The organism is Burkholderia sp. AU33423, assembly GCF_002223135.1.
Classification (GTDB): Bacteria; Pseudomonadota; Gammaproteobacteria; order Burkholderiales; family Burkholderiaceae; genus Burkholderia; species Burkholderia lata_D.
Genome location: NZ_NKFH01000008.1, coordinates 211,639 through 232,453 on the forward strand (window position 1 = coordinate 211,639; position 20,815 = coordinate 232,453).

The 20,815-nt window shown below is 64.0% G+C and carries 21 protein-coding genes and 1 pseudogene; 9 read left to right on the forward strand and 13 right to left on the reverse strand.

What is annotated here, in order from left to right; genetic code table 11:
- The first annotated feature begins 203 nt into the window (after window positions 1–203).
- From CFB50_RS32290 to CFB50_RS32300, 3 genes are all read left to right on the forward strand, one after another.
- Window positions 204–455 carry a toxin HicA gene (locus CFB50_RS32290; RefSeq protein WP_089448596.1) on the forward strand — a complete coding sequence of 84 codons (252 nt, stop codon included), beginning with the start codon at window positions 204–206 and terminating at the stop codon, window positions 453–455.
- Window positions 452–775: a type II toxin-antitoxin system HicB family antitoxin gene (locus tag CFB50_RS32295; RefSeq protein WP_060074480.1), complete on the forward strand. Its 324-nt coding sequence runs from the start codon at window positions 452–454 to the stop codon at window positions 773–775. Before CFB50_RS32290 ends, CFB50_RS32295 begins: the two co-directional genes overlap by 4 nt.
- 215 nt (window positions 776–990) lie before the next feature.
- Entirely contained in the window at window positions 991–4,089 is a 3,099-nt protein-coding gene (locus tag CFB50_RS32300; protein ID WP_089448597.1) for a heavy metal translocating P-type ATPase, read from the forward strand.
- A 155-nt stretch (window positions 4,090–4,244) separates the two neighbouring features.
- Here the strand turns inward: CFB50_RS32300 and CFB50_RS32305 are convergent, their stop codons facing one another.
- The 3 genes from CFB50_RS32305 to CFB50_RS39170 form a co-directional block, all read right to left on the reverse strand.
- Entirely contained in the window at window positions 4,245–4,724 is a 480-nt protein-coding gene (locus tag CFB50_RS32305) for a GNAT family N-acetyltransferase (protein WP_069252683.1), read from the reverse strand.
- A 157-nt stretch (window positions 4,725–4,881) separates the two neighbouring features.
- Window positions 4,882–5,037, reverse strand: coding sequence for a hypothetical protein (locus CFB50_RS39715; RefSeq protein ID WP_006481665.1), 156 nt, complete (start codon window positions 5,035–5,037; stop codon window positions 4,882–4,884).
- Between the two features lie 175 nt (window positions 5,038–5,212).
- Entirely contained in the window at window positions 5,213–6,715 is a 1,503-nt protein-coding gene (locus tag CFB50_RS39170) for a flagellar hook-length control protein FliK (RefSeq protein WP_179254263.1), read from the reverse strand.
- A gap of 161 nt (window positions 6,716–6,876) precedes the next feature.
- On the opposite strand from CFB50_RS39170, the gene CFB50_RS40560 reads away from it, so the two are divergent.
- The 3 genes from CFB50_RS40560 to CFB50_RS32325 all read left to right on the forward strand — a co-directional run bounded on the left by CFB50_RS40560 (window position 6,877) and on the right by CFB50_RS32325 (window position 8,656).
- A complete protein-coding gene (locus tag CFB50_RS40560) occupies window positions 6,877–6,969 on the forward strand; it encodes a hypothetical protein (RefSeq protein WP_373452986.1) in 93 nt (30 codons plus the stop codon).
- A 136-nt stretch (window positions 6,970–7,105) separates the two neighbouring features.
- Window positions 7,106–7,453 carry a tyrosine-type recombinase/integrase gene (locus CFB50_RS40295; RefSeq protein ID WP_256979369.1) on the forward strand — a complete coding sequence of 116 codons (348 nt, stop codon included), beginning with the start codon at window positions 7,106–7,108 and terminating at the stop codon, window positions 7,451–7,453.
- 231 nt (window positions 7,454–7,684) lie between these two features.
- Complete coding sequence (locus tag CFB50_RS32325; RefSeq protein ID WP_144020728.1) at window positions 7,685–8,656, forward strand: hypothetical protein; 972 nt, start codon at window positions 7,685–7,687, stop codon at window positions 8,654–8,656.
- A gap of 238 nt (window positions 8,657–8,894) precedes the next feature.
- Here the strand turns inward: CFB50_RS32325 and CFB50_RS39175 are convergent, their stop codons facing one another.
- The 5 genes and pseudogenes from CFB50_RS39175 to CFB50_RS32350 all read right to left on the reverse strand — a co-directional run bounded on the left by CFB50_RS39175 (window position 8,895) and on the right by CFB50_RS32350 (window position 13,626).
- Complete coding sequence (locus tag CFB50_RS39175; RefSeq protein ID WP_144020729.1) at window positions 8,895–10,316, reverse strand: WG repeat-containing protein; 1,422 nt, start codon at window positions 10,314–10,316, stop codon at window positions 8,895–8,897.
- 151 nt (window positions 10,317–10,467) lie between these two features.
- On the reverse strand, window positions 10,468–11,958 hold the full coding sequence (locus tag CFB50_RS32340) for a hypothetical protein (RefSeq protein ID WP_089448603.1): 1,491 nt from the start codon (window positions 11,956–11,958) through the stop codon (window positions 10,468–10,470).
- Between the two features lie 52 nt (window positions 11,959–12,010).
- Window positions 12,011–12,089 (reverse strand): annotated as a pseudogene (locus tag CFB50_RS40565) (hypothetical protein); the annotation flags it as partial.
- A gap of 188 nt (window positions 12,090–12,277) precedes the next feature.
- On the reverse strand, window positions 12,278–12,808 hold the full coding sequence (locus CFB50_RS32345) for a chloramphenicol phosphotransferase CPT family protein (protein ID WP_089448604.1): 531 nt from the start codon (window positions 12,806–12,808) through the stop codon (window positions 12,278–12,280).
- Between the two features lie 119 nt (window positions 12,809–12,927).
- Complete coding sequence (locus CFB50_RS32350) at window positions 12,928–13,626, reverse strand: MgtC/SapB family protein (RefSeq protein WP_089448605.1); 699 nt, start codon at window positions 13,624–13,626, stop codon at window positions 12,928–12,930.
- Between the two features lie 114 nt (window positions 13,627–13,740).
- Between CFB50_RS32350 and CFB50_RS32355 the strand changes: the two genes are divergently transcribed.
- Complete coding sequence (locus tag CFB50_RS32355; RefSeq protein WP_089448606.1) at window positions 13,741–14,850, forward strand: AGE family epimerase/isomerase; 1,110 nt, start codon at window positions 13,741–13,743, stop codon at window positions 14,848–14,850.
- Here the strand turns inward: CFB50_RS32355 and CFB50_RS32360 are convergent.
- A complete protein-coding gene (locus tag CFB50_RS32360; protein ID WP_069252692.1) occupies window positions 14,823–16,442 on the reverse strand; it encodes a methyl-accepting chemotaxis protein in 1,620 nt (539 codons plus the stop codon). The two genes, CFB50_RS32355 and CFB50_RS32360, sit on opposite strands and share 28 nt — an antisense overlap.
- Window positions 16,443–16,712: 270 nt before the next feature.
- On the opposite strand from CFB50_RS32360, the gene CFB50_RS32365 reads away from it, so the two are divergent.
- Window positions 16,713–17,156, forward strand: coding sequence for a PaaI family thioesterase (locus CFB50_RS32365; protein ID WP_011353771.1), 444 nt, complete (start codon window positions 16,713–16,715; stop codon window positions 17,154–17,156).
- 115 nt (window positions 17,157–17,271) lie between these two features.
- On the opposite strand, the gene CFB50_RS32370 is transcribed toward CFB50_RS32365, so the two are convergent.
- The 4 genes from CFB50_RS32370 to CFB50_RS32385 all read right to left on the reverse strand — a co-directional run bounded on the left by CFB50_RS32370 (window position 17,272) and on the right by CFB50_RS32385 (window position 19,875).
- Window positions 17,272–17,553: a type II toxin-antitoxin system RelE family toxin gene (locus tag CFB50_RS32370; RefSeq protein WP_089448607.1), complete on the reverse strand. Its 282-nt coding sequence runs from the start codon at window positions 17,551–17,553 to the stop codon at window positions 17,272–17,274.
- Window positions 17,543–17,791, reverse strand: coding sequence for a type II toxin-antitoxin system Phd/YefM family antitoxin (locus CFB50_RS32375; protein ID WP_089428849.1), 249 nt, complete (start codon window positions 17,789–17,791; stop codon window positions 17,543–17,545). Before CFB50_RS32375 ends, CFB50_RS32370 begins: the two co-directional genes overlap by 11 nt.
- 141 nt (window positions 17,792–17,932) lie before the next feature.
- Window positions 17,933–18,985, reverse strand: coding sequence for a CaiB/BaiF CoA transferase family protein (locus tag CFB50_RS32380; RefSeq protein ID WP_089448718.1), 1,053 nt, complete (start codon window positions 18,983–18,985; stop codon window positions 17,933–17,935).
- 125 nt (window positions 18,986–19,110) lie between these two features.
- The gene (locus CFB50_RS32385) at window positions 19,111–19,875 is read right to left on the reverse strand and encodes an IclR family transcriptional regulator (protein ID WP_069252693.1); all 765 of its coding nucleotides are present in this window, start codon (window positions 19,873–19,875) and stop codon (window positions 19,111–19,113) included.
- A gap of 133 nt (window positions 19,876–20,008) precedes the next feature.
- On the opposite strand from CFB50_RS32385, the gene CFB50_RS32390 reads away from it, so the two are divergent.
- Window positions 20,009–20,791 carry a crotonase/enoyl-CoA hydratase family protein gene (locus CFB50_RS32390; protein WP_069252694.1) on the forward strand — a complete coding sequence of 261 codons (783 nt, stop codon included), beginning with the start codon at window positions 20,009–20,011 and terminating at the stop codon, window positions 20,789–20,791.
- Window positions 20,792–20,815 lie beyond the last annotated feature (24 nt).

Here is a 20,815-nt window from a genome sequence, read left to right on the forward strand (position 1 = left end):
ATCATAGCGCCTCAGGGCATCCCCCAATATGCCGATTAGCGGGTGGCGCGTATCCGCGGGCCGACCGGTCCCGAATGTTTCGCCGGATCTTCAGGGAAATTGGGGCGGCATCGAGGCGGTTTCGGCCGGCTTCGGATCGGTCTCGGCGGCGATCGAGTTGCCATCTGGATTGACAAGTGGTGTCACTATTGACACCATTCAGCATGGCAAGCGATTGGAAGATCCTCGAGCAAATGAGGCGCGAGCCCGCGAATGTGCGATTCAGCGATCTGTTCAAGGTCTGCGAGACACACTTCGGCCAGGCCCGCCAATCCGGTTCAAGCCATGCCATTTTCAAGACACCGTGGCAAGGCGATCCTCGAGTGAATATCCAGAACGATCGCGGGAAAGCCAAGGCCTATCAGGTGCGGCAGGTTCTCGACGCGATCGACCGACTGAAGGAACAGAAATCATGACTCAAGACCACTTTACGTACCGCGTAACGTGGTCCCCGGAGGACGGGGAGCACGTCGGCCTGTGCGCGGAGTTCCCGTCTCTTTCGTGGCTCGACGCGACGCCGGAAGGCGCGCTCGCCGGGATCCGCCGGCTCGTCGCCGATGTCGTGCGCGACATGACCGCGAACGGCGAAAAGGTGCCCGAACCGATCGCCGACCGAACCTACAGCGGTGAATTCAAGGTCCGCATCCCGCCGCAAGCCCACCGCGCGCTGGTGATCCAGGCCGCCGAACAAGGCGTCAGCCTGAACCGTCTCGCGAGCGCCAAGCTCTGCGCGTAACCACACGATCGCGTGCAAGCACGTGGCGCCCGGCTTTCCTCGCAGAAGCCGGGCGTTCGCTTTTTCCGGGCCGTGGCACCCTGTGAACAGGGATGGCCTTGAGCCGATCCGCCCGCCTTGCCTCGCATGCATCGCGCACCGCTTGACCTTACCATCATGGGAATGTTGATACTGTGATCATTGGCGGCATGAGCCGCGCATTCAGGGAATCCGACATGACTGAATCACTTGCCTCCGCAGCGCTGCATACGATCGAGCTGAGCATCGACGGCATGCATTGCGGCGGCTGTACCGGCCGCGTGCAACGGGCGCTGGCCGCGGTACCGGGCGTCGTCGAGGCGGCTGTTGACCTCGACACGCACACGGCGACCGTGACTGCGCAGGAAACGGTAGAAACCGCACAACTCTTGGAGGCGGTCGGCGCAGCCGGCTACCGCGCCGCCGTGCGCGGCCCGCTGCTCGAAGACGCCACGACGCCGCATGCCCATCCTGCCGAAGCATCGCCCGCGCCGATGGCCGCAGCCGCTTCCACTACCCGCCAGCCGCTTCCGGCCGACAGCACCATCATCGAACTCGATATCGACGGGATGACCTGCGCATCGTGCGTGTCGCGCGTCGAAAAGGCGCTGGCGAAGGTGCCGGGCGTCACGCGCGCGTCGGTCAACCTCGCGACCGAGCGCGCCACCGTCGATGCCGCGGCGAACGCTTCCGCCGCGCAACTGGTGGACACCGTGAAGCAGGCCGGCTACGGCGCGACGCCGACGGTAACGGATGTCGGCGTCGCCGCGTTCGCACCTTCGTCGCCTGCCGCGCCTGCCGCGCCTGCCAGCATCGAACTCGACATCGACGGGATGACGTGCGCGTCCTGCGTGTCGCGCGTCGAAAAGGCGCTGGCGAAGGTGCCGGGCGTCACGCGCGCGTCGGTCAACCTCGCGACCGAACGGGCCACCATCGACGCCGCGTCCGACGTGACCGCAGCCCGGCTCGCCGAAGCCGTGAAACAAGCCGGCTATGGCGCGACGCCGGTGGCCGGCGCCGCGATCCCGCCGGCAGCCGCCACCGCCCCCGCCGATCTCGAACTCGACATCGACGGGATGACTTGCGCGTCCTGCGTGTCGCGCGTCGAAAAGGCGCTGGCCGCCGTGCCGGGCGTCGCGCGCGCTTCCGTCAACCTCGCGACCGAGCGTGCGTCGGTGCACGGCGCCGGCGCGCTCGATGCCGCCACGCTGATCGCTGCCGTCACCACAGCCGGCTACCGCGCGTCGCTCTCCGCCACATCATCAGCCGGTGCCACCGCCGGGGCTGACGCGCAACCGACCAGCCCCGCGCAAGACCCCGACGCCCGCAAGCGCCTCGAAGCGATTCGCGAACGCGATCTCGTGATCTGGTCCGCCGTGCTGAGCGCGCCCCTCGTCGCCCCGATGCTCGTCGCGCCGTTCGGCATCGACCTGATGCTGCCCGGCTGGCTCCAGCTCATGCTCGCATCGATCGTCCAGTTCGGCTACGGCGCGCGCTTCTATCGTGCGGCCTGGCATGCGGTGAAGGCGCGCACCGGCAACATGGACCTGCTCGTCGCGCTCGGCACGTCGGCCGCGTACGGGCTGAGCCTGTGGATGCTGCTGCGCGCCCCCCTGCATCCCGGCCACCTGTATTTCGAGGCGTCGGCCGTCATCGTCACGCTGGTGCGCTTCGGCAAATGGCTCGAATCGCGCGCGAAGCGCCAGACCACCGATGCGATCCGCGCGCTGAACGCGCTGCGTCCGGACCGCGCGCGCGTCATCGAGCACGGCGTCGAGCGCGACGTGCCGCTGGCGCAGGTACGCGTCGGCACCCGCGTCAGCATCCGTCCCGGCGAGCGCGTGCCGGTCGACGGCCGGATCGTGTCGGGCCGTTCGCACATCGACGAATCGCTGATCACCGGTGAAAGCCTGCCCGTGCCGAAGGACGACGGCGACCCCGTCACGGCCGGCTCGATCAACGGCGAAGGCGCGCTCGTCGTCGAAACCACCGCGATCGGCGCGGAGACGACACTCGCACGCATCATCCGCCTCGTCGAATCCGCGCAGGCCGAGAAGGCGCCGATCCAGCGGCTCGTCGATCGCGTGAGCGAGGTGTTCGTGCCGGCGATCCTCGGCATCGCCTTGCTGACGCTGGTCGGCTGGCTGATCGCCGGCGCCGGCACGGAAACCGCGATCCTCAACGCGGTCGCGGTGCTCGTCATCGCGTGCCCGTGCGCGCTTGGCCTCGCGACGCCCGCCGCGATCATGGCCGGCACGGGCGTCGCAGCCCGGCACGGCGTGCTGATCAAGGATGCGCAGGCGCTCGAACTCGCGCAGCGTACGACCGTGATCGCGTTCGACAAGACCGGTACGCTGACCGAAGGCAAGCCGTCCGTGACCGCGTTCGAAGCGGTCGGCGTGCCGCATGACGAAGCGCTCGCGCTCGCGGCGACGGTGCAGCGCCAGAGCGACCATCCGCTCGCGCGCGCCGTGGTCGCCGCGCACGAAGCCGACATCGCCGCACGCGGCGGTGCGGTGTCGTCGCCCGTCGCCGCCGATGCGCGCGCGGTGGCCGGACGCGGCGTGGAAGCACGTGTCGGCGGACAGTTGCTCGCGCTCGGCAGCACGCGCTGGCGCGACGAGCTCGGCATCACGGTGGCGCCCGCGCTCGACGCACGCGCAGCGGAGCTCGAGCGCGCGGGCAACACGATCTCGTGGCTGATGCGCGCCGATGCGCCGCGCGCGTTGCTCGCGCTGATCGCTTTCGGCGACACCGTGAAGCCGGGCGCCCGCGACGCGATCGCGGCGCTGTCGGCGCGCGGCGTCGCGAGCGTACTCGTGACGGGCGACAACCGCGGCAGCGCGGCGGCCGTCGCGGCGTCGCTCGGCATCGGCGAGGTGCATGCGCAGGTGCTGCCCGACGACAAGGCGCGCGTCGTCGCCGAGCTGAAGCGCACACACGGCGGGATCGTCGCGATGGTCGGCGACGGGATCAACGATGCGCCCGCGCTCGCTGCGGCCGATGTCGGCATCGCGATGGCGACCGGCACCGACGTCGCGATGCACACGGCCGGCATCACGCTGATGCGCGGCGACCCGGCGCTCGTCGCCGACGCGATCGACATCTCCCGACGCACATACCGGAAGATCCAGCAGAACCTGTTCTGGGCGTTCGTCTACAACCTGGTCGGCGTGCCGCTCGCGGCGCTCGGCTGGCTGAACCCGGTGATCGCGGGCGCGGCGATGGCGTTTTCGAGCGTCAGCGTCGTGACCAACGCGTTGCTGTTGCGGAGATGGAAGGGGCGCGCGCGGTGATGTGTGGCGGTGATGTGTGCCGAACGGCCGGATGGCCGCTCGGCGCTTGGCGTTCGGCGCTTGGCGAGCAGGAAGGATCGTGAGGTCGGCCGGCATTGGCCGATCGCGGCGAGTCGAATCGCTAGCGCACGACGACGCGGCACCGGCCGATGGCTTCAATCCGAAATAACTGGCTTGATCAAAGTCGTCGTGATCGGCACGAAGCCGCACGCACGATACAGCGCACGGGCCGCCGCGTTGTGATTGAACACCGACAGCCCGATCTCGGTGACGCCGTACCGGCGTGCCTCCGCATCGAGCGCCTCGAGCGCACGCGTGGCCCAGCCCTGGCGGCGCCGGGACGGGGCGATGTCGAGGTCGTAGATGAACAGCGTGCGGTTCGGCCCTTCGGGCACGATCGCGTACCAGAGGTCGCCCACCGCGTCGCCGCTGGCGCCGTCGATGAGCACGACGAGGGTCTGGCCGGAGGTACGCAGGCCGTCCGGCAGCAGCGTGTCGAAACAGGCGCGCGCCCGGCTGGCCGCGTCTTCGACAGCATTTTGTCCGGATGAAACGAGATCGCTCGCGTAGCCGTCGATGGCTCGCGTGCGGTACGCATGGAATTCGCTGGCCGTCATCGGCCGCATCTGCAGCATGGCCCGGTCACCGTGAACGGAATCGGACTTCCAGTGTAGCGGGACGGTCGCGCCGGCGCGTGATGCAGCGGCGGAAAGCGGACAGGCAGGTGCGGCGGGCGCCGCGCTGACAGCGAATCAGCGAATCAGCGAATCAGCGAATCAGCGAATCAGCGAATCAGCGACGGTACAGGACGATCGGCACGAGGTGCGCACGGCGCACGCGCTCGGCTTCGGCACGACGCGCAGCGTACGAGTATTCGGCGTCGAGCGGCAGGTGCGGGGACACGAAAAGGTCGTCGATCTTTTGCAGCAGGGCGAGGATGAAGCTCATGTGAGACTCCTGACAGATGTGGCTAGGGTTTTCCCTTAGATGGACTCCATTCTAAGGGTTTTCCCTGAACTCTGCCAGCGCACAGCATCAGTTCGCCGCATGCGCGCGACGGCCGATCGCCGATACATCACGGCGATCCTTGCTCCGTCTGGCTCCCATGATAGGGTCGAAACGATTAACGCATGCGGCGAGCACGCTTCGCGACGGCCGCCTCGCGGTTCGCGTTGCGCTGAAGCCGGTCGACCTGCGACAGAAGCGCCTCGTGATGCTCCTCGAGCGTCATCAGCGTTGCCTGCTGCGTCGACAGATCGGCCGCGAGGCGATCGATCCGCTGCTGCTTCGCGGCGACGTCCTGCTTCAGGTGCGCGATCTGCCGCGTCTGCATCACCAGCGCGACGAGCCCGGCCAGCACGACGACGGCCAACGCCAGCAGCAGGCGGTTGACGCGGCGCATCTCGCGATCGGCCGTACGCGTCAGGCCGTCCACATCGGCCTGCAGTGCGGCCAGCCGGTCGGTCAGCGGGCGCAGGTGCGTATCCGGATCGAAGGCCGGCGTGGGCGGTTGCGTGCGCTCCGCCGACGGCTTCGTGACAAAGGAGGCAGCGGAAGCCTGCGGCTGGGTGACGGGGGATACGGTGGCGTCGGCCCGCGGCGCGGCGTCATGGGACTTCGCGGTGTTGGCGGTGTTGGCGGTGTTGGCGGTGTTGGCGGTGTTGGCGGTGTTGGCGGTGTTGGCGGTGTTGGCGGTGTTGGCGGTGTTGGCGGTGTTGGCGGTGTTGGCGGTGCCGACCGTGTTCGCGGCAATCACCGGCTTGGCCGGCTGCGCCGACGTCTGCGGCTCGACCGTCGTCACCGGGTCCGACACGGGGCTCGCCCCGGCCGCCGTCGGCGCCGTGTCAACGCTCGTCACGACCCGCGCGGATTGCTCCGTTGTCGCGTCGCTTGCGCCGGCAGCCGTCCGGCGTTTGCCGCCCGACGACGCACGGCGTTCCTTCGCAGCGTCACCGGAGGACCGCCCTTCGCGGGATTTAACGGCGGCGGCAGCCACAACAACAGCCTTCTCGACTGCACCATCAGCCGCTTGAGATCCGGTCGCCTTCGCCGCAGCACCATCGGCTGCTTGCAGCTTGGTCGCCACCGTTGCGGCGCCATCGCCCGCAGGCACGTCGGCGGCTTTCGTTGCAACGCCATCGGCCAGGGGAATATCGACTGCCTTCATCGCAGCCGCGCCAGAAGCCGGCACGACATCGACGTTTGCGTCACCACCACCTTCAGGCGATGAAACGCCATGCGCCACCGTCGCGTCTTCAGGCGTCACTGCACCTTCTGCCGCTTCCACATGTCCTGCCGCGGCCACCCCCTCCGGCGCACTGAACCCGTCCAGCGCAGCCTGCCGCCCGGACGCCACATCGTCCGCGACATCGACTGCCGCCTCGGCTTGCGCAACCGCGTCGTCACGCGCCGCGGCCGGCACGCGCTCACCCGGCTCGAGCACCGGATCGCCGAACAGGTCGAGCGTCCGTTCGTCCCGCGACGCGTCGCCGGCCGGCGTACTGCCGGACCGCACCGTTGCCCTCGCGGACGTACTGCCCGCGGCAGCAGCGGAACGCGGGCGCGAACGGGCCGACGAACGATTGGAACGGGAGCGGGAGCGAGGCGAGGAAACAGATTCGGTCATGTCTGCCAAATTAAAGTCCGGGAACATCCATCAAAATCCAATTTTCATCAAGAAATTCAATAGCTTGCAACACCAAACCATCCAATTTACTCTAACACCATCCGGCCCTATCCAGCGATTCCCATGTCTTTCCCAAGCTCGGTCACCGTAAGCTCGATGCGATTAGCCCCGGTGACTGTGCAGACATCCTGCGCCCCATCTGGCTGACGAAGACTGCTACAGCCCGCCGCACTCGTCAACGCATGCAGCAGTGATGCAGTGGGCTTGGGCACACGGGCACATCGTTGCGAATCCCGTCATGGCGGTCACATTCTTCCCGAACAGTCGACCAAGACGACACACCCGCCCGCAATGCCGTGGAGCCATGTGCCGCGATGCGTCGAGAGTCACTTGGCAAAGCACACGCCTGGCGACAGCACGCGTGCTGCCTTGCTGTTCCTGATACTTACCGCAGCCCGCGGCGGTGAGGTACGAGGCGCGACGTGGAACGAACTCGATCTGGCTGAGTGTGTTGGGAACATTCCGGCCGCACGCATGAAGGCCAAGGAACCGCATCGCATCCCGCTGTCCGAGAAAGCGCTAACGCTGATCAAAATGCTAAAACGACATCAACTACATGAAACTCTGGTCTTTCCTTGCCCCCGTGATCAGGTCGAGGCCGCTTATCATCGGACCGACCTACTGGAACAGCGACGGCCGCTGATGGAAGCGTGGGCGCAGCACGTCTACGCCGGCTGAACGAATCACGCGGACGAGGGAGCGCCCATACGATGACGGTTCGTATACGCCACAGCGTTTCGTGTCTTCTGGCAACGCTGGCCGCGCTAGCCGCGCTCCTGATTCCGGGATACCAGCTTTCCTTCCCCAGCAAGTCATCGATCAAAACACCGATGCCGCAAAGTGTTGATATCCTGGTAGTTGACCGTAAGAATCAATTCCATTTTTAATATAACGAGAATATCGAATTTCATGGATACCAAGGACAAAAGAAAACTTGAAGCACTTTGGGTCGAGCATCGTGAGGGAGATGTCTGGCCAAGTACAGTACCAGCGTTTGAAGCTCGGTTAAGAGAAATCCAGCAGGTGCATCAAGATTTTCCCGAAGAAAGGAAACAGAGCGACTTTGAACGGGCCTATGCTGCCAATGGACAGCTCCAAATTCTCGGGAAAGAACAGGCTCGATCGTTCTTCGATGACACCTGCGCCACCCACGGCTTTCCCATCGACGTCGATTATCTTCTATCGATCGGCATCTATCGTGCATTCCATGAGGCCGATATGAGCTTGCTCAAGGATGCTTTGCACACGTGGAACCGACTGAAGTTTGGAAATCGCCTACACACCCCCACCGGTAGTCACGGCTATCATTTCCGCGAACTCATGTACGCTATGGCCGATTGCGACATCGGCTTGGTGAAGCAATACATTCCGAGAGAACTTGGGTTGGCAGAGCGAGACTGTTTCCCTTTCTTCCGAGTCGGAAGCAACCTCGTTGCAGTGATGGTATACGACAACCCAAGGCAAACCGCTGTGGAAAAATCACTAGCACTCGCGGAGACCTATGTGGGTCGGAAAGGTAGTCCCAAGGGCAACGTACTTGTCGTCCGCTACTTGATGGCCTTGCTTAACGGGCAAGTGGACGAGGCGTCCCATTACCTGCAATGTATTGCTAACGAATACAGAAAAATGACATGGCTGGTTGAATTCCATGAATTTCTGAAGTATTTCGGCGCCTTCGTGCATGGCTTGTATAACCTTGCGCACTACGTATTGCCGGAAGCACATTTTGCGCTTTTAAAAACCCCAGAGCACAGTGTGTTCTGGGGCGACTTTGATCGCTTGACCAAGGAGCGAAATTTCGGGACAGGCGCGTTGATCAAAGGACTTAATCTGACGGACAATCTGGGCGGTTTGCGGCGCTTGCTCGTTGACCTGCCATAGGAAACAAGACGCCGGGATCATTTGCGTTAACTCGGACAAGAGCGCTCGTGGATGCTAGCCCGGTAATAACGAGCGGACAGCAAGCAGGGTGCCTGCGTTGCATCGCGCCGGTCAGCGAAGCGACGCTGAAGACCCATTGCAAGCGACTCGCCTCCTGCGTCGTGGCGTGAACAGCGCTCTGTCTTCGTTATGAACAGCATCGCAACTGAGCAAGCACCCGTCGCTCCTTCCCCGGACATTAATCCGAATCGCTCAAGAGCTGGCCTCTCGCATCCATCGCAATCGTCTTGTCAGGCCCAACGAGGAATGCAGTCCGCTCCTCAGACCATTCCAGCGAATGCCACTGCGGTGCCGATAACCACTGACCGCTTGCAAGCTCCATCAGCCCCCACTGCTCTCCCGAGCGCATCGCGGCGGAAACGCCCCAGCAAATATCGCCTATCTCTTCATATTTCGGGGGCACCGACCATTGACCATCCTCACCCAGAAAGCCGTAGCCCTTGCCCACGGCCGCCCACGCATACCCTTCCTCATAGTCACTGCACTCATCGAGGCAAGGCTCAAGCAACCAAACACCATCCACACCAATCAGGCCGATTTTATCGCCAACTTGTACGAAAGCAGTTCGACCTTCAAAGTACCAAAAATCATCGAAAGTGGGCTCGCAAATGGTGATAACGCCCGTTTCTTCAGGGCGAATCAGACCATATTTTCCATTACGCTTCACCCAGCACAAGAAATAAGTAGCATCCCCTCTCTCTTGCCACATGCCGTCCCATGTCGCCTCTTGAACGATACGCCAATTTTTCTCGTCGGCATATTGAACGCCCCAGCGCCCCTCCGAATGAAAGCTGTACAAGCCATAAGCCAATTGATGGCCCAACTTACCACCCGATGTTGCCATGAAATCTTTAAAGGCTACCGTCCTCGGAGCCTCCCCATAGGCACGATTGAAATAAGCATGATCGAAACCACTCACGCCGAATGTCCAGGCCCAATAATCCCAAGTTACCGGCACCGAGCAATCAACGCGAGTAACTTCCGCCTCCAGTAGAAGTTCTCTCACGCCAACCGTGTCTCTTTTAGACATACTAACCTGCAACTGCCCCCATAAGGCATTGCATTTCCCAGCCTCCCTTCTGATAAATTCGTCAGAAGCGTCTGCAAAGTATCGCCCGGAATATTCATCATCCGATGCAAGCTCTTCGTCAAAATCCGAGAAACCTTCCAGTGCAAACAACTCATCCAGGTTTGCCGAAAAATCAGGCACGCCATACTCGGCCAGATCGTCCACCTCATTCTGCAAATAATGGATTGCAGCATCAAGCTGACGAACAAGCTGGCTTTCTTCGTCACTGAGATGAGGTGGTTTGGCAATAAAGCGCGTAAACACGTTGCCAGCAGGCTTCGCGACAGGATTACGCTCAAGATAACTCAACAAGGTCCGCAAACGATCCAGCGCGGCTCGGGCATCACTGACGAGATTATCAGAATTGGCATCACCAAACACGCGCTGATCTCTAATTGCCTCACCCGCGGCACTTGATGCCAACAAGATTCGCCACAAGGTCGGAAAGTTATTGTTCGCGTCGGCAACCTCAATTGTTTTGGCTTCTTCGCCCGAGCCGGCTTGAATATACAGAAATGAACGATTTCCCAAAGAATGCCCCCTAATTATTTTTCAGAAAACAACCTCGAAACGACACGCCCTCACCACCCCGAATAAATTCATCTGCAGCCTTCTCAAACCGACTACCCGAAGATCCCTCGGAGTTTTATCGAGACACTCCGTTTACATCAAGTGCGCGACTCTACGGCAACCGATAAATTGCGACATTATCACCACGTCTACCGGAATCTTTTCGGGCAACCACCATACCTCGACGTTGATCATCCCATCCAAGAATCTCGGTTGAGTAGGATTCCTCGCCCGATGAAATTGGCAAGACGAACGGAATCCAATTTTTCCCCTGATCCTTGCTGTAAAAATAGGCTTGCGCCGACGACATACCGCAATTGCGTGTGTTTCCAAAATAAGGTGGCATATAACAGGCCACAACATTCCATATTGTCTGGCCACTGGCCTTAATGATCCAGATACCATTTCCCAGCCATACGCCATCGTGGTAAACATTGCTGGAGACTCCATGAATCTCTGGAATGGCAATTTGGGCCCACTGCTTGGTCGTCGGATCGAGGGCGTACAAACCTCCGTTGTACGACAACAGGGCCTCCCCGGAAGCATTGCTGACGATCTCAAAGTTGGACAAGCTGCGCTTACCCCAATCAGGTGCGGCGGAGACATTGCGGACGACAACCTGCTTGCCGCTGAAGTCCAGTTCGAAGCGACGGGATTCCAGGAATTTTTGGCTTTTCTCATTCCCCTCGTCGTCGATCACAATCGAAGTCAGCGATGACCAGCCTAGCGCATTTCCAGCAGGACCAGGCAGAACGGTCCAACTCGCATCGAGTACCTCGTTCTCACGCTCCTGCCGATCCGACCAGACCGCCTTGCGCAGGTCCATGCTCTGCCACGATTGGCCATGATCTCGCGTCACCCAGATTTTTTCTTTATCGGAGCGTTCGGTGGCCCCTTTATCCAGAGTGAACGCATTGTTATTCGAGAGCCGGCCTTGAAACTCAGTCCAACGAGACACTTTTGTCTTGGGATCGAATTTCCATGTGCTCCCCCCATCAAGGCTGACGAATGCGATCTCGTTCGGGCCAATCCGGGCGTTATTCTCCTCGCGTTCATCGGAGTCAAACGCAAGCCACTTGCCTCCGGGCGCTGTCATCAGATGCGGATCGGAATCACTCTCGATCGGAGCCTGAATAGTCGCCAAAATATTGATCTTGCCTCCATCCTCCATTCGAGCAATGAATTGCCGCGTCTCTTGGCGAGACAGGAAGTTGAGCAGAGTCTGTGCTGCCAGCTCTTGATGGCCGGCGACGATCATGGTCGAGGCCGATGCTGCCGCCATCCGTTTTTGTTGCTCACGCAAGTGCTCAGCCCGGGACGGAACCTGCAGGTCCAGCACCATACCCGGTAGTGAAGTCGTGTCGTCTTCTTTTCGGCCGTCCAAGAGCTTACCGGTCAAGAGGCTTACGCCATGATCATTGACCCATTTGATGTCAGTGATTCCAAAGGGAACGTTCCCATCAATCTTGAATATCTGCTCTGGCGCGGAAAGTGTCTCCCCCAGCGGGCGCAACTGCCGCTGGTCGATCACTGTGATCACCCCAGCCAGCACCGCAAACCCGGCCCCTGCAAGCAGCAAGAAATACTTGTTTTTCGATTTCATTTTTTTCCGAATTCCATTTCGCGGCACGGAACAACTAACAGACTTTTGAGGCACTTTGCCGTTCGGGAGACAAAGGCGATGATCCCGAACAGAGAAAACGACACGGCGATACGGCGCGTGCAAACACTTGATGAAAAGCCGAGTGTCTATGCTATCGCGACGAGGTTAGGCAAGCGTCGAAGTCTACCGGAGCGCTGGCAACGCTTCGATTGTCGTCGACGTGACGCTCTTTACCGAATATCCGAAACCAGTCGGCATTTGATTATTTTTCGTCGCCGAAAAATTGCTGATGCATCTTCGAGAATGCAGTAGGGTTGGGTCACCTTTTCAACCATGTCAGTACGGACTTGCCGCAATCAAGTGCGCCTGACAATGACGTGTCCACGATGTAATCGTAGTGCCGGTCAGCATGAATCGAGTCGAATTGCGACTTGGCCAATCCGATCTTGCGGTTACCACGGGCAAGCTCGCGCTCGATCAAAATGTCGAGCGAACAAAAGACACCTACGATAAAGACCGGGAAACCGACCAAGTCTTCGAGCATGTAGTACCAGACATCGGATGAAAGGACATGATCAACGATCACCGGCTGACCGTGCCTGGAAAAAGTGGCGGCAGTGGCATTGATTGCTCTGCATAGGGCGGCCACCCGAACCTGTGCCACAGGTTTCTCGACTTCCCAGTAGTTTGCGGGCTCCATGCTTCGGAACACATCCAGCTCGATGTGCAAATGATGCTCAATCAATTGCTCGCACAAATATCTGCCAAGCGTACTTTTGCCGGCACTGCTCGGACCGTTGAGCACAATAATGGTCCCGTATCGCAGATGCGGAATTTCCGTGATCGGCATCGAGGTACCCGTCGGTGGTCTGCCAATGAAGGAGGCGGCTCGATCGTCGTCGAACTGACACTCGATGTCTAACGGAATCGGCGGTCGGCCATTGTCGCATGCCCCGTCGCCGATTCCGCCTATTCGTCGCCCGACAACCCGTTGCCCTCTTCGAAACGCGTGACGCCCTTCAGCGCGCGCAGCTTGTCGCAGATCGCCCGGTATTCGAGTTCCGATACCCGCGCAAGCGCGATGCGCACCTCGTCGTGCTCGCCCGTGTCGTCGGCGCGCTGCACGATGAACTGCTTCACCCGCGCACTGTCCGGGCCCAGCGCCGCATGCAGCGAATCGAAGTTCAGCGTGCCGCCCACGACCGTCAGCGCGAGCTGGCGCCGCTGGCGCACCGTGAAGTAGCGCCGCTCCAGCGGCTTGATGCCGGCCAGGATGATCAGGATGATGATCGTCGCCGAAATCGACGCGACGTAGAGCCCGCCGCCCACCGCGAGGCCGATCGCGGCGACCGACCACAGGCTCGCGGCCGTCGTCAGCCCCCGCACGATCTCGCCGCGCAGCAGGATCGAGCCCGCGCCGAGGAAGCCGATGCCCGACACGACCTGCGCGGCGATCCGCGACGGGTCGAGCACGATGTGCTCGCTGCTGCCGAGCACGTCGGCGAACCCGAACGCCGACACGATCATGATCAGCGTCGAACCGACACAGACGAGCATGTGCGTACGCAGGCCCGCCGCCCACGACAGACGCTCGCGCTCGAAGCCGATGACGCTGCCCAGCGCCGCCGCGAGGACGAGCCGCATCACGAGTTCCAGGTTGCTCAGCATGCGATTTATCTCCTTTTCTGGTGCCGGCCGTGCGGAATGTTTTATCCTTGGCCCCGGCCGCGCCGATCCTCCGGGCCGCGCCGACACGTTTCGAACCTAGCGCTCAACCCCGTCATGTCCGTTTCCGACTCCGCTTCCGCCCAGGCCGCCCAGCTGCGCCACCATTTCGCGCACGTCGTCTTGCCGATCTGGCGGGGTTCAGGGTTCGACCAGACATTACAGTTGCCGTTCGAAGCCGTCGATCCGGCCACCCACGCGCCGCTGCCCGTGACCCGTTATCGCGCAATGGCCTGCGCACGGCAACTGTTCGTGTTCGCGCAGGCCGGCGACACCGCGCACGCCGCCACGCTGTTCGACGCGCTGGGCCGCCACTTTCGCGACCCGCGCCACGGCGGCTGGCACTACAGCGTGGACGCGCAGGGCGCACCGCTCGACACGACCAAGGATCTCTACACGCACGCCTTCATCGTGTTCGCGTGCGCCGCGTGGTATGCGGCATCGGGCGACGCCGCGGCGCGCCAGGCGGCCGAAGAGACCGCCGCGCTGATTCAGGACCGTTTCGCGCCGCACCGCGGCGACGCGCTGCTCGACGCGGCGCGCCACGCCGATTTCTCGTCATCCGGCAGCGGGGCGCTGCAGAATCCGCTGATGCACCTGACCGAAGCGTGGCTCGCGGCGGCGGCTGCATTCGGCGACACGGCGTTCGACGACGCGCTCGCGCACACCGCGCAGGCCGTCGAGCGCACGTTCGTCGACGCGGCAACCGGCTGCGTGGCCGAGCTGCCGCTCGGCGCGGCCGACAACCGTTTCGAGCCCGGCCATCAGTTCGAGTGGTTCTATCTGGTCGATGCGGCCGGCGCGCGGCTCGCGCAGACCGGGCTCCCCGGCGCGCTGGCGCGCGCGTTTGTGTTCGCGGAGCAATACGGCGTCGATCCGCAGACGGGCGGCGTCTGCGCGGCGCTCGACGCGCAAGGCGCGTGCATCGACGGCACGCAGCGGATCTGGGCGCAGACCGAATACCTGCGCGCGCTCGCGACGCACGGCGGCACGCCGGCCTCCGCGCCGCTCGCGCGGCAGATCGAACGCTTCGCCGCGCGCTTCCTGCATCCGCGCGGCTGGTTCGAGTGCAAGACGGCGGACGGGCAGGTGGCGCGCGCCGACATGCCGTCGACGACGCCCTACCACCTCGAGACCGCCTACGCGGCGCTGCCGGCCGGCGCGTAACCCGCGTCGTCGAACGACGGCGCCGCGTGCTCGCCGCGTGCGGCGCGGCCGTCGCCGAGTTCGAACACCGACACCGCCTGCATCAGGTGCGCGGTCTGGTCGTTCAGCGACGCGGCCGCCGCCGCGACCTCCTCCACCAGCGCCGCGTTCTGCTGCGTGAGCTGATCCATCTGCGTGACGGCCTGGTTCACCTGCTCGATCCCGACGCTCTGCTCGACCGACGCCGCCGTGATCTCGGACATCGTCTGCACGACGCGCGTGATCGACGCCGACACCGTCCGCATCGCATCGCCGGCGCGCTCGACGAGCTCCGCGCCGCCGTTGATCTGCGAGACCGAATCCTCGATCAGCGCCTTGATCTCCTTCGCCGATTGCGCGCTGCGCTGCGCGAGCGAGCGCACCTCACCCGCGACGACCGCGAAGCCACGCCCCTGTTCGCCTGCGCGGGCGGCTTCCACGGCCGCGTTCAGCGCAAGGATGTTGGTCTGGAACGCGATGCCGTCGATCACCGAGATGATCTCCGCGATCCGCCCCGAGCTCTGCGCGATGCCGCGCATCCGGTCGATCACGCTGTCGACCACGCCGCCGCCGTGGCTCGTCGCCTCGAGCGCCGCGTCGGCCAGCGCGCTCGCCGCACGCGCGCTGTCGGTGTTCTGCCGGACGGTCGCCGTCAGTTCCTCCATGCTCGCGGCCGTTTCCTCGAGCGACGCGGCCTGCGTGCCGGTGCGCGCCGACAGGTCGGCGTTGCCGCCCGCGATCTCGCCCGCGCCGAGGTGGATCGCGTCGGACGCCTGGCGCACCGTGCGCACGGTGCCCGCGATGCTCGTCTGCATCGTGGCGAGGCCGCGCAGCATCCGGTCGATCTCGAACACACCGCCTGCCCGCACGACTTCATCGAGTCGGCCTTGCGCGATCCGCTCGAAATGGCGGCCGGCTTCTTCCAGCGGCGCGACGACCGCGCGCCGCGCGGCCACGTAGATCGCCGCGCTCGCCACGAGCATCGCCACCAGCAGCACGATGCCGACCGACTTGAACCAGAGCATGCCGCCGTCGATCGTGTCGAACGCCGTGCGGCTCGATGCGCCCCCATAGTCGGTGAAGCGACGCAGCTCGGCGATATAGGCGTCCTGGATGCTCTGCGTCGGCTGGTCGAGGAAGGCCTGGATATTGTCGGCGTCGAGGAACTGCACGAGTTCGCCCAGCGCGCCGCGCAGCGCGCGATAGCGCTCGGCGAGCGCCGCGACGCGCGCGCGGTTGGCATCGTCGACCGGCTGCGCGGCCGTCAGCGCGGCGAACGCCTTGTCCGCCTCCGCGAGCGACGCGCCGGCATGGCGGATGATGTCTTCCGGCTTCGGGCCGCCGCGCACCATCCGCGTGCCGGCGCGCGACAGGTTGATGCGCGCGTCGAGCAACTGCTGGGTCGCCTGGCTGGCCGCTTCGACCTGCGTGATCGCGATGTTCGACAGATCGTCGACGCCGCTGCGTGTCGACTTGAGCGCCCAGAAGCCGAGCGCCTCGATCGCGAACAGGAAGAGGCAAAACACGGTCAACACGCCGAGCAGACCCGACGCGAGCTTGATTTTTCCGAACATGGGGGAGATTCCTGGAAAGCGGACGATGAGGCAATGCCCCGGCATTAGCGGCATTTCTTCGTCGGACTTTAGGTGCGGACGGCAGCGAAATTCACGTTGCCCGCGCATTCCAGCGGAATCATCCGCAAACAGGGAAATCTACGGCATTCGACGCAATAATCGCGTCGCATCGCGCTGGAGATTGCATGAAATGCGGACGAATTTCCTTGCTTATCCGCAGCCCCCTTCCTAGAGTTCAGCGCAAGCGGGCACTCATTTCGAGGAAAGTCGATGACCGACATCACGGACCACGCGCGCGGCGCATTGCGTGCGCAACCGTTCAGCATGCTGCTGGGCACGGAGCTGATGCATATCGGCGACAACGAAGTGTCGCTGTGCCTGCCCGTGCGTGAGGAACTGCGGCAGCAACACGGTTTCGTGCACGGCGGCGTCATCAGCTACCTCGCGGACAACGCGCTGACGTTCGCCGGCGCGCTCGTGCTCGGCCCGCGCGTGATCACGGCCGAATACAAGATCAACTACCTGCGGCCGGCCGTGAACGGCACGCTCGTCGCCCGCGCGAAGCTCGTCTACGCGGGCCGGCACCAGGCGACCTGCCAGTGTCATGTGTTCGTCATCGACGGCGATCACGAGCGGCTCGTCGCGATCGCGCAGGGCACGATCAATCGGGTCGGCGACGGCAAGATGCCGGATGCGCCGGAGGAAACGGCGTGAGCGGTTCTCCGCACCTGAAGGACCGCCCGTCCTTCCAGAAGACGATGAGCGCGTAGCGGAGCCAAGCGTCAGACATGCGGAAAGCTTGCCGCTCCCATGTGCGGCGCATCGGGATCTAACGCTTCATCGCGGCAAGATAGACCGCATCGCGCTCGCGTCGACCGACCGCCACGACCAGTACGAGCACTTCCGAATCGCGCACTTCGTAGGCGAGCCGATAGCCGACGCTGCGCAGCTTGATCTTGTAACGATCCGGGTGACCATGCAACTTTGCAGACGGAATCCGAGGATTCTCGAGCCGCTCGGCGAGCCGGGATTTGAACTGGTCGCGAACGGTGCGATCGAGCTTCTTCCACTCTTTCAACGCAGGTTCGAGGAAGGCAAGCTCAAAGGTCATTCAGCTTGACCTTGACGACCTTCTCCTTGGCGCGCTTGTCGGCGAGCGCGTTGTCTTCGATATCTTCAAGGCGTTCGACCATCGCCTCCCACGTCTTCGCCGGGATGCAATAGAACGCGGGTTCATTGTGATTCAGGATCGCGACCGGGAAACCCTCTCCCGCCGCGACCGTGCCCATCGGGTTCCGCTTCAGTTCCGAAACACTCGCGGTAACGCTGGCCAGGATGGTATGAGGCATGCCGACTCCTTCTTCAACAGGAGATCGATTGTACTCTATTTAATACCAAATTCAGCACCAATATTGGCACCAAATATTCTCACAATCTTTCGTTAAAGTGCATTTCGCCACTGGTTCAACGACCTCGACATGCTGGCGTTCCTACTCTGCCCCGTCCCCCGCCAGCGGCAAAAACCGCGGCGCCACGCGCGCCCGCACGTTGCCGTTCTCATCCGTCCGATAGATCCCACGCGCCGCGTTGTGCGGATGTGCAGCCGCGTCGGCCACGCTCAGCAGCGGCGCGAAACACGCGTCGGTGCCTTCGAGCAGCGCACGCCAGTGCGCGGACGGCTGCTGCGCGAACACGTCGGCGAAACGCGCTTTCAGCGCGGGCCAGCGCGCCCGGTCGTACTGCGACGCCGGATCGACGTCGGTCAGCCCGAGCCGTTCGACCAGCAGCGCATAGAACGGTGGCTCGAGCGCGCCGATCGTCACGCATTCGCCATCCGCGCAGCGATACACGTCGTAGAACGGCGCATCGTGAAAGAGGCTCGGCTGCGCGCCGTCGAGCTGTCCGTTCGCGCGCGCCCACAGCGCGAGCGAGCCGAGCATCGACACGATGTCGACGATCGCGCCGTCGACCACGCGCCCCGGCCCGCCGCCACGCACATCGAGCAATGCGCAGACGATCCCGAACGCGAGCCCGAGCGCGCCGCCCGCATCGCCGACGACGGTCGGCGGCACCCCCGGCCGGCCGTCGCGCGGCGCGGACAGCGACAGCAGCCCCGTCAGCGCGACGTAGTTCAGGTCGTGTCCGGCCGCGGCCGCGAGCGGGCCGTGCTGGCCCCAGCCGGTCATCCGCCCGTACACGAGCGTCGGTTTGCGGCGTGCGCAATCGTCGGGCCCGAGGCCGAGCCGTTCCATCACGCCGGGCCGCAGCCCCTCGATCAGCGCATCGGCCTGCGCGACCAGGTCGAGCGCGGCGTCGCGGCCGGCCGGCGACTTCAGGTCGAGTTCGACGATCGTCTTGCCTTCGCGCAGCAGGTCGCCGTCACGGGCCTGCAACGCATCCGGCGCGCTCGTGCGGCCAGACGGGCGCGCGATCAGCGTGATCCGCGCGCCCATCCCGGCGAGTATCCAGCCCGCGAGCGGGCCGGGGCCGAGACCTTCGAATTCGACGATGTGGATGCCGGAAAGCGGCGCGTTCAATGGCATGACGACCTCGCTGAAATGCAACCGGGAAAGGCGCGGCAAAACGTTCCGATTCTATGCGAATGCGTGCGCACGCCAGCGTCGCACGACCAAGGTCCGGTCACGCTGACAACGGGCTTGCGCGGGCCCTAGCGCTGCCCGTCCCCCGCACGTTCGGCCAGCGCCGCCCGCATCGCCCGCACGATCGCGTCCCGATGCGGGTCGATCCGCTCGACGGGCCCGGCCACGCCCATCGCCAGCGGCAGCCCGTTCCAGCCGTCCGCGATCACCATCGAGATCATCGCGGCGCCCTGCGTCACCGTATGCGCCGAATACGAATAGCCGAGCCGGCGCGTCTGTTCGACCTTGTCGAGCACGACGTCCTCGTCGATCGTCCTGCCCGACTTCCCGAGCCGGCGGATGCTGCGCGACACGAGCCGGCGGATCGTGCTGTCCGGCTGGAGGCTCAGCAACGCCCAGCCGAGCCCCGACATGCAGATCTCGCGACGCGTGCCGATCGGCGCGTAGAACTGCACCGGAATCGAATGCGAGCCTTCGACCGCATCGATGTACTGCACGTACAGGTCGCTCTGCACCGCGATCACGACCGCCTCGTGCGTGCGCGCCGCCAACCGCTTCGCGACGGCATGCCAGTGCCGCCGGCTGCCGGCCGCCGAGTCGACCAGCGCTTCGCCGAGATTGACGAGCCGCGCGGTGGGCGCATACGCATGCGTGGCGTCGTCGTACGCGAGATAGCCGAGCGTCTTCATGCTGGTCAGCAGCGCGGCCGCGCTCGACCCAGGGTAACCGCAGCGCGTGGCGATCTCGCGCACGCTCAGCGGCCGCTGCAACGCGCTGAAGAGTTCCAGCACCTCGAACACGCGCGCCGCGCTCTTGACCACGTTTCCGCTCATCCCGCCCTCTCCGCTACGACCGGCACGGGCCTTCCACGTATGTGGAACGGAATTTCCCGCCGCCAACCGTCATGACGATACTAGGCTTCGGCCCGCGGCGTGAAGTCCCGCGGCACGAACACACGGAGACACCATGGCAGCTTTCCTGACCCGTGAACGGCAAGGCTCGATCCTGACCGTCACGATGAATCGTCCCGACACCCGCAACGCCATTTCGGATACCGATGCAATCGACGCATTGACCGAATGCTGCGACGAAGCGAACCGCGACGAATCGATCCGCGTGCTGATCCTGACCGGCGCCGGCCCGACGTTCTCGTCGGGCGGCAACGTGAAGGCGATGCGCGCGTTCGTGGAATCGGGCCCGCCCGACCCTGCCGCGATCCGGACCAGCTATCGCCGCGGCATCCAACGGCTCGCGCACGCGTTCCAGCACCTCGAAGTCCCGGCCATCGCGGCGGTCAACGGCCCCGCGATCGGCGCCGGCACCGATCTCGCATGCATGTGCGACATCCGCATCGCCGCCGACAGCGCGCGCTTCGCGGAAAGCTTCATCGCGCTCGGCCTCGTGCCGGGCGACGGCGGCGCATGGTTCCTGCCGCAGATCGTCGGTGCCGCGGTCGCCGCGGAAATGTCGTTCACCGGCGATGCGCTGGACGCGCATGCCGCGCTGCGCTGCGGGCTCGTGTCGCGCGTCGTGCCCGATGCCGACCTCCTCGCGCATGCGCACGAGCTGGCCGGCCGCATCGCCCGTCACTCGGGCACCGCGTTGCGCCTGACCAAACGGCTGCTGCGCGAAGGCCGCCACGCGAGCCTCGACACGCTGCTCGACCTGTCGGCGTCGTACCAGGCGTTCGCGCACGCCACCCCCGAACATCGCGCGGCAGTCAACGCGCTGTTCGCCGCGCGCGGCTGACCCCGCGACGCACCGCGGCCGCGT